Raw genomic sequence first — 10,617 nt, forward strand, 5'->3', positions numbered from 1 at the left:
AGGGCCGGGAGCTGGTGTCAGGGAGTGCAGTTCAGGGTGCCGGCGCGCAGTGCGTGGCCACCGTCGTTGCCGTCGTCGGACCACAGGACCGGCTTCTGACCGGCGGTGCAGGTGGACTGGGGGGCGATGGCGAAGCCCTCGTTGTTGTAGTCGGGCATACCGGTGGGCCGGTCGTGGACGGCGGTGGCGGTGAACTTGCCCTGGGCGTTGATGTCGAGGGCCGAGGTCTGACCCTGGCAGGTGTCGTCGCAGGCCGCCCACAGGTGGCCGGTGGCGGGCTCGAACTCCAGGTCCATGACGCCGGTGAAGCCGCTGGCGATGGTGGCGACGCGGGTGTAACCGCCACCGGACAGGTTCAGCGCGTAGGCGTAGACGGTGCCGTCGGCCTCGACGCCGGTGAAGAACAGGCCGCTGCCGTGGCCGGGGTAGGAGGCCGGGTTGTACACGGCGCCGGTGTGCTCGTCACGGAAGCCGTGCGCGGTCAGGAACGAGTCGGGCACCCACGAGATGCCCTCGGGTCCGGCATTGGCCGGCAGGGAGGGCAGGTCGGAGGTGAGGTTCCACTCGGCGGTCGCGTTCAGAGAGGAGGCGCTGGAGGCGGTGTCGTAGCGGAGGATCTTCGGCAGGCTCGTGGAGCCGTTGCCGTTGTCGCGTTCGGTGGCGACGAACAGGCCGTCGGGGGTGACGACGACACCCTCGGCGTCGGGGTCGCCGCTGCCGTTCGCGTAGTGCAGGGCCTTGCCCGTTGCCCAGCCGCCGGCCGGGTCGGGACGCCATGCCGTGCCGTTGGGTACGAGCCGGTAGAGCTTGCCGGGCCCGTTGTTCACCGCCCAGAGCACGCCGGCGCTCTCGAAGGACAGGCCGCTGAGGTTTTCCCCGAACGCGTTGGAGGCGTCCGCAATGGTGACTGCGGAGTTGCCGGGCCAGGGTCCGTGGGCGGGCTGGCCGCCGCCGGGGGTGCCGCAGGCGTTGGCGGCGCCCTTGGTCGCGGCGGTCGTGGTGGTGAACGCGCCTGTGCCGTCCGGGCAGCGGCCGTAGGTGGTGGTCGCGTGGTCGGTCCAGGTGTAGGAGTCGACCAGGGTGGAGCCGTCCGCTGTGAACAGCCGCGCGGAGTCGGAGCTGCCCAGGCCGAACGACGGCTCGACGTCCAGCGCGAGGAAAGCGCCCGGAGCCAGCGAGGTGTTCTTGGCGATCTTGTAGGAGTGGGAGTTGTCGTTGTCCTTGACGACCCACTTGGAGATGTCGACCGCGGCGGCCCCGGTGTTGACGAGCTCGATCCAGTCACCGGGGCTGCCGCCGCTCGACTCGACCTCGTTGATCCGCACCGTCGGCTGCTCCTGCGCCGAAGCCGGCGCACCGGACAGGCCGACGGCCAGGACGGTCAGGGAGACGGCGATGATGTGGGCTTCTCTACGCCAGTTCGTACGCAACGGCCGGTCCTCGTCTCATCCGGTGGGCAGGCGAGCGCGCCCGCGCTCCCGGCGAAGCGTGGGGCACAGCGGCAGCCGCGGGCTGAACACGCCGCGAACAGCGCGGGTAGCTCATAGAACGGGCTCACCCCGGACGGTCCCGGACGCCGAGGCCCTCCGGCAGGCCGAGCGAGCCGGTGGACCGCTCGGTGTTCGCGGGCGGTCAGGGGCGGCGGTCGGCGCCTGGCGAGGTCCGGGATGCCTCCGCGGGTGGCCGGTTGCTGTCCCCGGGCGGCGGTGGACCCTCCCTAAATGACTGGCACGCATCGTGCGGCAGCGGGATGATCCGGAACGTCCAGGCCGCCCGAGGAAGAGCCGTGATGACCGCTACCGCGTCCGAGCCGTCCGAATCCGAGCCCGAGGTCCGCGTGGCAGGCGGGGTGCTGCGCGGCAGCCGCGAGGCGGGTGTGGCGGTGTTCCGCGGCATCCCGTTCGCCGAGCCGCCGGTCGGCCCGCTGCGTTTCGCCGAGCCGAGGCCCGTACGGGGATGGGACGGGGTACGGCCGGCGGTGGCGTACGGCCCGCCGCCCCCTCAGGGCGGCCATTTCGGCATGGACGCGCTGGCGCGGGACACGGCCGGCGACGACTGGCTGACGGGCAACGTCTGGTCACCCGAACCGAGCCCGGGCGCAGGGCTGCCGGTGATGGTGTGGATCCAGGGCGGTGCCTACTCGATCGGCATGTCCGGTCTTCCCGAGTACGACGGCGGACGCCTGTCACGTGACGGCGGTGTCGTCGTGGTGACGTTCAACTACCGTGTGGGCCTGGAAGGGTTCGGGCAGATCGAAGGGGCGCCCGCCAACCGGGGCCTGCTGGACCAGGTGGCCGCCCTGGAATGGGTGCGCGACAACATCCGGGCCTTCGGCGGTGACCCGGACCGCGTCACGGTCTTCGGCCAGTCGGCAGGTGCCGGATCGGTCGCCGCGCTGCTGGCCATGCCGCGCGCGGCCGGGCTCTTCGGCCGGGCCGTCGCACAGAGTGTGCAGGGCACATTCTTCTCTCCGGAGCTCGCCGCCGACATCGCCGCCGCCTGCGCCGCCGAGCTGGGGATGCGGCCCACGTTGGCCGACCTGACCGGGGTGGACCCCGTCCGGCTGGCCGCCGCCGGTGACGCGGTCGCGGCCAGGATGGACCGGTCGGCGGATCGCTGGGGTCCGGCAGGACACCGGGCGATCCCGTTCTCGCCGGTCGTCGACGGCGACATCCTGCCGGTCACGCCCTGGCAGGCCCTGGCCGACGGCGCCGGACGGGACATCGAACTCCTCGTCGGCCACACCCGCGACGAAACACGGCTGCTCGCCGCTCTCGACGGACTGCTCGGCCAGGTCACTCCGGAGCAGGCGGAGACCGCCCTGGATGTCTTCGGCCCTGACCGGGACGCCGCACGCCGCTACCGCGACGCGTTTCCCGCCGCGGGCCCGGACGAGCTGTACGAGCTGGTCAACTCCGACTGGCTGTTCCGCATGCCGTCCCTCCACCTCGCCCAGGCCCAGAACGCTGCCGGCGGCCGTGCCCATGTGTACGAACTGACCTGGTCCGCCCCGGGCATGGGCGGTGCCCTCGGCGCGTGCCACGGCCTCGACGTGCCTCTGGTCTTCGGCAACCTGGATCGCGGCCAGCCCGCCGTGCTGATCGGCGAAAGCCCGTTCCCGGAGGCGGAAGACCTGTCCGCACGGATGCGGGCCGCCTGGACGGCGTTCGCCGCCCACGGCGACCCCGGCTGGCCCGCGCACGACACGGAGCAGCGCCTCGTGCGGCTCTTCGATACCCGGCCGGCCCTCGCCGCCTACCCGGAGGAGGCCTCCCGCCTGATCTGGCAGGACCACACGTTCCCGGCCCTGCCGCTGCTCAGCAGGTAGGAGCTCTCCTGGGGGAGCCGGCCACTGGCCGCCGAGGCCTCGACGAGGCTCGCCCCGGCGGGTCCACCGTTCAGTCCGCCGTCTGGCCGTCGACGGGGATGTTCAGTCCGTCGGCGAGGGCGGTGAGGGTCGTTCCCAGGGGGAGCGCGACGCGGGTGGCGGCGTGCCGGTCGCCTCGGGTCGGGTCCCTGTTGACGATCAGTACGGGTTTTCCCGCCTGGGCTGCCTGGCGGACGAACCGGAGGCCGGACATCACCGTCAGCGAGGAGCCCAGGACCAGGAGTGAGGTCGCCGCATCGACCAGTTCGCGGCAGCGCTCGACCCGGCGCGGGGGAACGGTTTCGCCGAAGAACACCACGTCCGGTTTGAGGATGCCGCCGCACTCCGAGCAGGGCATGACGGTGAAGTCCCCGACCTGTTCGTCGGTGAGGTCGGCGTCACCGTCCGGATTCAGTCGGGCGGCCACGGGCTCGAAGCCCGCGTTGGCCTCTTCCAGCCGCCTGGCGAGTTCCCGGCGGGTGCTGGCGGCGCCGCAGGAAAGGCAGACGACCCGGTTCAGACTTCCATGGAGTTCCACCACGTCCTTGCTGCCGGCGGCCTGGTGCAGGCCGTCGACATTCTGGGTGATCACCGCCGAGAGCAGGCCGTGCCGCCCGAACGCGGTCACGGCCCGGTGCCCGGCGTTGGGCCGGGCGCGGCCGAAGGTGCGCCAGCCCAGGTGACTGCGTGCCCAGTAGCGGCGCCGGGCGTGGGTGCTCGTGGTGAATTCCTGGTAGGTCATCGGTGTGTGGCGGCGCAGGCTTCCGCCCTCGCCCCGGTAGTCGGGGATGCCCGACTCCGTGGAAAGGCCCGCCCCGCTGAGCACCAGCACGCCGCCGGTCCTCAGCGCGTCGGCGACCGGCTCCGGATCCGCGGTGCCGGGCCGCAGGTCCTCGGTGGGGGTCCAGCTCAGAGTGGGGCGCGTACGCATGTAGCCAGCGTACGGAACAGGCCCGACACCGGCACGGCACCGTGCAGCCTGTGTGGGCACCCCACCACGCCGAGCCGGAGCTCGACGGACCGCTGAGCCGGGCGCCGGCGAGGCCTGGCCGGGCGCCGGTCTGATTCCGACCGCAACCGTGCTTGACGGCGGGAGTGCGGAGTGCGACACCGGCTGGCCATCGCCGGCCCCAGCCGCTGCCTGCGAGGAGCTCCCCGTACGGCCCTGGCCCACGGACGGACCGACCGGACGACCGGACCGACCGGGCGACCGGACCGACCGGGCGACCGGAACTCACGCCACCACGCGGGAACGGTCCGTCACGCGTCGGGGGGTTCGCCGGCGTGCGGCCCCGAGTGACTCCTTGCGGTGTGCGGGGCGGGTGTCACCCGGGGATGGAAACAGGCGGTGATCGTCTTGCCGCCGTGGAAGGAATGGGCGTCCCAGGTATCGGCGAGGGCGTCGATGATGGCGAGTCCCCGTCCGGAAGTCGACTCGCGTGAGGGTGCGCGCGGGGCCGGCAGGTCCGGGTCTCCGTCGGCGACGCTGACGTGCAGGCACCGGCCGTCCCAGGTGAGCACCAGCCCGGCGCCGCTGTGGGCGTGGATGTGCGCGTTGGTGACGAGCTCCGAAACCGTCAGCAGGACGGAGTGCGCCGTGTCGGGGGCGTCCGTCGTCCACTGCAGGGCGTCCAGGCGTTCCGCGGTCCACCGGCGGGCCTCGCGCACCCCTCGGTGTACGGGAAAGGAGGTGGCCCACCCCTTGGCACGCATGGACACCGCGTTCACCTCGCTTGCGCTCTCGCGTTGACGCCGGACCGGACAGGTCGGGACGTTTGTCAGAACCGGCTCGCCCGGTGCCGGGCACGGTGCCCGCCCTTCCGGTGGACGAGCAGCAGGGCCAACATCATCGGCGCGATCAGCAGGACCATCGTCGTCATGGGAGTGCTCCTTCCCTCGTAGTCCGTTCCTCCTGTGCGTGTGGCCGTTATGAGGCCTCCGAAACCCCACCGGTTCGTGCCGCCTGGCTCCAGTGGTGAGCGGCCTGGTAGGGAAACCACACATGGCCTCCGCGAGACGGAAACGGTGTGGGCGGCCGACGGGCCGGGCCCGTCGAGGGACACCCGGGCGATGGGCAGGCGGGTGAGCGCCGCATGGTGTGCCCTTGGCAGAGTGTTCCCTGGGCGATCGAGGTCGAGGGGGAAAAGGTGTCGCGGCGGGGCTGGTTGTGGGCAGGGGCGGGATGGTTGGCACTTGTGTTGGTAGGTGGTGCATTCACGCTGTACCTGGATGAATCGGAGACTCCCGGATCAGGGCCGGCCCGATGGGAACGAGCTCCCGCTCCGGGTGACATACCTTCGCACTGTCCCAGCCCGACCGCAGAGGCCGCGGACGTCACGCGCGCCTGCGCTTTCTGGGAACGTGGCTGATGCCCTGAGCCGGAGATTCGTCGTGTGCGCCGGCCGCCGGCCTGCCGGGTCGCGGAGGAGTACCAGGCTCGGTTGGCAGCCGCCCGGGAACAGGCAGCTGAGACTTCGGCGGTAGTTCGGTAGTTCGGCAGATGGAGCAGCGCCTTGCGGGTGCGGCGGCACTCCGGGACCGGCCGAGAGCGCGGCCCGGGAAGTCAGGCCCGCCGGTGAGCAGGCCGGCCCGCCGGTCGACACGGGCCGGTACAGACTGGCCGGTAGACGCACGGATCGACAGCGTCCCGGATGCCGAGGCGGGTCCCCCATACAGCGTCACCCCCTGCACGAGGGTGACGCGCGCCCGGCAGCTGCACAGCGCCGCGGCCCCTGCCGCCGACGCCTGCGTGAGCCTCGGCTGCACGCGTTCGCCATTGGTCTGGATATCGAGCAGTTCCCCCAAACCGGATGGAAGTGGGAAGACACCGATTCCGCGCACTCCTGACCACCACCGCCCTTACGGAATGTGTGCCAGAACCCTGTTGCAGGGCGTAGGGAACCGGCACGACCGGCGCCATCGGACGGCCAGGACACCGGCGTTGGTTGCCGTCCGTCAGTGATGGTTGGGGCTCAGCAGCGTGGCGGCCGCGGCGATGAAGGCGACGGACGCTTCCTTGGCCGCATGCCGCCGCGCGTCCAGCTCGGTCCGGTCGATGGCCTTGCGCAGCGCGTACCTGGCATTTGCGGCCCGCTGGGCGGGGCCGGCCAGCTCAGGGACCAGGACCTGAAGGCGGATGTGGGGTGCGGTGATTGCCGCCCGGGTGTTGTGGGACCTTGTCTGAGCCTCCAGCTGGTGCTCGGCGCCTGCCTCGGCCAGGGCCAGCCGCTCCCGATGGAACATCGCCGAGCGGTGCGCGTCCAGGGCGGCCGCGAAGTCGGTGACGGCGCCGAGCTGGTCCTGGCGGTGGCTGTCGGCGCGCTCCTCGGCGCGGGCGGTGCGTGCCGAACGGTGCTGGAGGAGTCCGGCGGTCAAGGCGCCGGCGAGGGTGCCGAGTACGGCAACGATCGAAGTCCATATGGACATCAGGCGTCGGGTCCTCTCGGGTGGTCGGTTCTGGGTGGTGAGGTCGTCGGACAGCGAGGTACGCGGCGGTGCCTCCGGCTGCGGGGGCCATGTCTGCGGTGCTGCGGACCTGCCCTGGAGGCCGGTTTGCGGCTGGAGCCGGAGACCAGGAGTCCGGGGCCATGATCACTGACTCCGAGACGACCAGCACACCAGACGCCGGCGGCAAGTACCGAGGCGTTCTCGAAACCCGGCGACATCACGCTCACGCGGAACCGGCGGCGACGTTCCCGCCGCTGAGCATCAGATGTTCCACAAACTCACCAACTGCCCCGCTGTGCGCCCGTTCCACATCCGGTCCGGGATCGACCGGCAAGCTCGGCGGGGCGGGCGGCACATTCCGAACTCGAAGCCCTCCCGTCCTGCGGGACGGGTGCCGCCGACGCGGCAGAGAGGTCTGCCGTCGGCCCGCAGACCGCGTTCCGCTGGTGCAGGAAGGCGAGTACGGCGGCGCCGGACGAGCCCACCCAGTGGACGTCGTCGGCGAGGACGGCCGCCGGACGGCGTCGGCGGCGGGTTTCCGCTACGAGCGGGGCCGGTGCGCACGCACGGACCTTGAGACCGCTCGGGGGCAGCCGGTCCCGCAGGCCGAGGACCCGTTCGCGCGGCTTCCGTTGCTGCCGGGGCAGCGCCCGGGAAGCGTTCTTTTCGTCCCCTTGACGATATGGGCAGGCGTCGTTATCGTCGCATTGACGAAATGAAGGGGGTTCGCCATGGCCGACATCATCCGGCGCTTCGGCTGGCGTCATCTGCGCTCCGCGCCCACTGCCCACATCCGCCACCACAAGCGAGGCCGACTCGTCCACGACGGACGGGGGCTCAGTTTCTGGTACCGGTCGCTGTCGGCGGCGCTGTCCGAAGTTCCGGTCGACGACCGGGAGCTGGCCATGGCCTTCCACGCCCGTACGTCCGACTTCCAGGACGTCGCCGTGCAGGCCACCGTCACCTACCGGATCAGCGACCCGGCCGAGGCCGCGGACCGACTCGACTTCTCCGTCGACCCGGACACCGGGAGCTGGCGCGGCGCCCCCTTGGAGCAGATCGCCACTCTCCTCACCGAGACCGCGCAGCAGCACACGCTGGACGTACTGGCCCGGACTCCGCTGGCCGTCGCCCTGGTGGACGGCGTCGCCTCCGTGCGGGGGCGGGTCGCCGCCGGTCTCGCCGCCGAGCCCAGGCTCCCGGCCACCGGCATCGATGTGGTGGCCGTACGGGTCGTGGCGATCCGCCCCGAGGCCGAGGTGGAGCGCGCCCTGCGCACCCCGGCCCGCGAGCAGATCCAGCAGGAGGCGGACCGGGCCACTTACGAACGGCGGGCCGTCGCCGTCGAGCGGGAGCGTGCCATCGCCGAGAACGAGCTGGCCAGTCAGATCGAGCTGGCGCGACGCGAGGCGCAGCTGATCGACCAGCGCGGCATCAACACCCGCCGCGAGGCAGAGGAGAAGGCGGCAGCGGACGGCGTACGCACCGAGACCGAGGCGGCGCGCAAGGTCAGCCTGGCCCGCGCGGACGCCGAGGCGGCGCGCGAGACGGGCGCGGCGCGCGCCGAGGTTCAGGCTGCCTGGCTGCGCGTGCACGACGAAGCCGGCCCGGGCACGCTGCACGCCCTGGCGGCGACCCGGCTGGCGGAGAACATGCCGCGGATCGAGAGCATCACGCTCTCTCCCGACGTCCTCACCGGGCTCCTCAGCAGGCTCGGACGTCCGGAAGGCGGCGCGGGCGAGTGAGCCTGGCCCCGCGGGCGGTGCTCGTGCACCGCAGGACCGAGTACGAGGAACTTCTCGCCCGGCACGGGACGCACGGGCAGGCTGCGTTCTTCCTTTCCAGCCGGGGCCGGTCGATCGACGAGGTGGTCCGCCGCCACGAGCGCACGCGGCACGCGCTGCGGGAGGTGGCGGCGGCGGTGCCGCTCACCTGGCGCAGTTCCCGGGTGGAGCGGGCCGATCTGGACCGCTTCCTGTTCGCCCCGGAGGACGTGGTGGTCGTGGTCGGCCAGGACGGCCTGGTCGCCAACACCGCGAAGTATCTGCGCGGACAGCCGGTGGTGGGCATCGACACCGACCCGGGGCGCAACCCGGGGGTACTGGTCCGGCACCGCTGCGCCGACGCGGCCGCCCTGCTGCGTGCGGCGACCACCGCCGGGGGCCGGGCAGAGGAGCTGACGATGGTCGAGGCCGTCGCCGACGACACCCAGCGCCTTCTCGCGCTGAACGAGATCTACCTGGGCTCGCCCGGTCACCAGACGGCCCGCTACCGCCTGGGCTCCGACGGCGACAAGGGCCCGGGCGAGGCCCAGGCGTCCTCCGGGGTGCTGGTCGGCACCGGCACGGGCGCCACCGGCTGGCTGCGTTCCCTGTGGCAGGAGCGCGGCAGCCCCGCGGGGCTGCCCGCGCCCTGCGACCGGCGGCTCCTGTGGTTCGTGCGCGAAGCCTGGCCCTCCCCCACGACCGGCACGACGAAGGTCGCCGGTGAGCTGGGGCGGGGGGAGGGGCTGCAGCTGACCGTGGAGTCGGACCGGATCGTGGTCTTCGGCGACGGAATGGAGAGCGACGCCCTGGAGCTGACCTGGGGTCAGAGCGTACGGCTGGGCATCGCGGGAACGTCGCTGCACCTGGTGACGTGAGTGACGTGAGCGCCCTGCCCGACAGCTGACTGTCACCACTGCAGATCCACGGGAGGGCGACGCGCTACGGTTCCTGCGGCACTGTGCCCGCTCTGCGCGAAGGTGCCGCTACGCGTCGGAGTGGACCGCGGCCACGTTCCGTCGGCGGGACGCCGGCGCTCGATCGCTTGAGCGATCCGGACGTGGTTGCGGGCGCGATGCAGCCGTTCCCGTCGTAGTCCTTCCAGCGTGTGTTCAGCTCTCGCTGCGTCGGCTTCGGGTTTACCGGCGGACAGTTTCCACTTGTTCGACGGATTGTTAGGTGGGTCGATAAACATCTCTTGCCGGGTGGGTGTACGGATATAGAATTCCGGACATGTTGATGTTCGTCGGATGGGGCTTTTCCGTTGGTTTCGCCAGGGCTCGGAGTGTCCATCCGCTCTTCCGTGTCGCGGCTGCATTCTGCTTCTTGGAGTGGGATGCGTTAGCGCCCCGCCGATATTCACTACGACCTCGCTTCCCGCATCTGAGAGCCGACCCGCCGGGTCAAATCATCGGGAATACTCACGGACTTCGGTCCAAAGCGATCCGACTCGGCATCGTCCTCCATATAGGTGTCACATGCGGCCGGGATCTATTCCGTGACCTGCGGTGGCCGCAGGTGCTCCCGGACCGACCAAAGCAGTGCAATGGTGTGGTCGGTGGCGCTCAAGTCCGGAAATAGTACTGCTTGTCAGGGGGAGTTAGAATCCCGCCATCGACTCTTTGAATACGCCGCCCACTGCACCGTAGGTGCTGCATTTTATGGAATGTGATTTCCGTCGACGATTGAAGCTGAACAGGAAGGAGGCCAGGAAGAGCCCCCCTTCGATCAATGTGGCTATTGGGTTGTAGGCGAAGAAGGTGAAGGCGGCGACTCCGAGCCAGATCGAGATGGGAAGCAAGGAACCTCGCAGGACGGCGACGAATCCTACCGGAATCGATCCGTCCGGAAGTGCTCGCTCGTTCCACGTATCAATGTGGGTGCGCGTCACACGATTCGCATAGGTCATGAATGCATGAGATCACCCTCAGTGTGATGCGCGCAATATTGAGCCGAAACTGATGGGTTTCCTATTGGATCGTGTAGCGGACGTGCCGGCCGTGGAAGTAGCCGGTCACGATGTGGGGTTGCCGCTGCCGG

The 10,617-nt window shown here is 70.9% G+C and carries 8 protein-coding genes; 3 read left to right on the forward strand and 5 right to left on the reverse strand.

All coding sequences use genetic code 11. The features are described 5' to 3' along the window. Positions 1-17: 17 nt before the first annotated feature. Positions 18-1,430, reverse strand: a complete 1,413-nt coding sequence (locus tag ACFY04_RS42435) for a lamin tail domain-containing protein (RefSeq protein WP_389126340.1) — start codon at positions 1,428-1,430, stop codon at positions 18-20. Between the two features lie 359 nt (positions 1,431-1,789). Between ACFY04_RS42435 and ACFY04_RS42440 the strand changes: the two genes are divergently transcribed. After that, positions 1,790-3,328 (forward strand): carboxylesterase/lipase family protein, encoded by a 1,539-nt coding sequence (locus ACFY04_RS42440; protein WP_389126341.1) that lies wholly within the window; start codon positions 1,790-1,792, stop codon positions 3,326-3,328. Positions 3,329-3,398: 70 nt separating this feature from the next. Here the strand turns inward: ACFY04_RS42440 and ACFY04_RS42445 are convergent, their stop codons facing one another. The 3 genes from ACFY04_RS42445 to ACFY04_RS42455 all read right to left on the reverse strand — a co-directional run bounded on the left by ACFY04_RS42445 (position 3,399) and on the right by ACFY04_RS42455 (position 6,793). Further along, on the reverse strand, positions 3,399-4,298 hold the full coding sequence (locus ACFY04_RS42445; protein ID WP_389126342.1) for an NAD-dependent protein deacetylase: 900 nt from the start codon (positions 4,296-4,298) through the stop codon (positions 3,399-3,401). A 329-nt stretch (positions 4,299-4,627) separates the two neighbouring features. Then, positions 4,628-5,080 carry an ATP-binding protein gene (locus ACFY04_RS42450; protein ID WP_389126344.1) on the reverse strand — a complete coding sequence of 151 codons (453 nt, stop codon included), beginning with the start codon at positions 5,078-5,080 and terminating at the stop codon, positions 4,628-4,630. A 1,242-nt stretch (positions 5,081-6,322) separates the two neighbouring features. Beyond that, positions 6,323-6,793, reverse strand: a complete 471-nt coding sequence (locus tag ACFY04_RS42455) for a protein kilB (protein ID WP_389126346.1) — start codon at positions 6,791-6,793, stop codon at positions 6,323-6,325. A 752-nt stretch (positions 6,794-7,545) separates the two neighbouring features. On the opposite strand from ACFY04_RS42455, the gene ACFY04_RS42460 reads away from it, so the two are divergent. Next, positions 7,546-8,559 carry an SPFH domain-containing protein gene (locus ACFY04_RS42460; RefSeq protein WP_389126347.1) on the forward strand — a complete coding sequence of 338 codons (1,014 nt, stop codon included), beginning with the start codon at positions 7,546-7,548 and terminating at the stop codon, positions 8,557-8,559. Beyond that, complete coding sequence (locus ACFY04_RS42465) at positions 8,556-9,455, forward strand: hypothetical protein (RefSeq protein ID WP_389126348.1); 900 nt, start codon at positions 8,556-8,558, stop codon at positions 9,453-9,455. Before ACFY04_RS42460 ends, ACFY04_RS42465 begins: the two co-directional genes overlap by 4 nt. Before the next feature lie 722 nt (positions 9,456-10,177). Here ACFY04_RS42465 and ACFY04_RS42470 read toward each other — a convergent pair. Then, on the reverse strand, positions 10,178-10,486 hold the full coding sequence (locus ACFY04_RS42470; protein WP_389126349.1) for a hypothetical protein: 309 nt from the start codon (positions 10,484-10,486) through the stop codon (positions 10,178-10,180). Positions 10,487-10,617 lie beyond the last annotated feature (131 nt).

Origin of the sequence: Streptomyces sp. NPDC001549, from assembly GCF_042894025.1 — a bacterium.
GTDB lineage: Bacteria > Actinomycetota > Actinomycetes > Streptomycetales > Streptomycetaceae > Streptomyces > Streptomyces kutzneri.

What these genes read in the sequence shown, in the direction of transcription:
- ACFY04_RS42440 (WP_389126341.1), top strand. Translation starts at nt 1,790, where the DNA reads ATGACCGCTACCGCGTCCGAGCCGTCCGAATCCGAGCCCGAGGTCCGC.
- ACFY04_RS42445 (WP_389126342.1), bottom strand. Translation starts at nt 4,298, where the DNA reads ATGCGTACGCGCCCCACTCTGAGCTGGACCCCCACCGAGGACCTGCGG.
- ACFY04_RS42450 (WP_389126344.1), bottom strand. Translation starts at nt 5,080, where the DNA reads ATGCGTGCCAAGGGGTGGGCCACCTCCTTTCCCGTACACCGAGGGGTG.
- ACFY04_RS42455 (WP_389126346.1), bottom strand. Translation starts at nt 6,793, where the DNA reads ATGTCCATATGGACTTCGATCGTTGCCGTACTCGGCACCCTCGCCGGC.
- ACFY04_RS42460 (WP_389126347.1), top strand. Translation starts at nt 7,546, where the DNA reads ATGGCCGACATCATCCGGCGCTTCGGCTGGCGTCATCTGCGCTCCGCG.
- ACFY04_RS42470 (WP_389126349.1), bottom strand. Translation starts at nt 10,486, where the DNA reads ATGACCTATGCGAATCGTGTGACGCGCACCCACATTGATACGTGGAAC.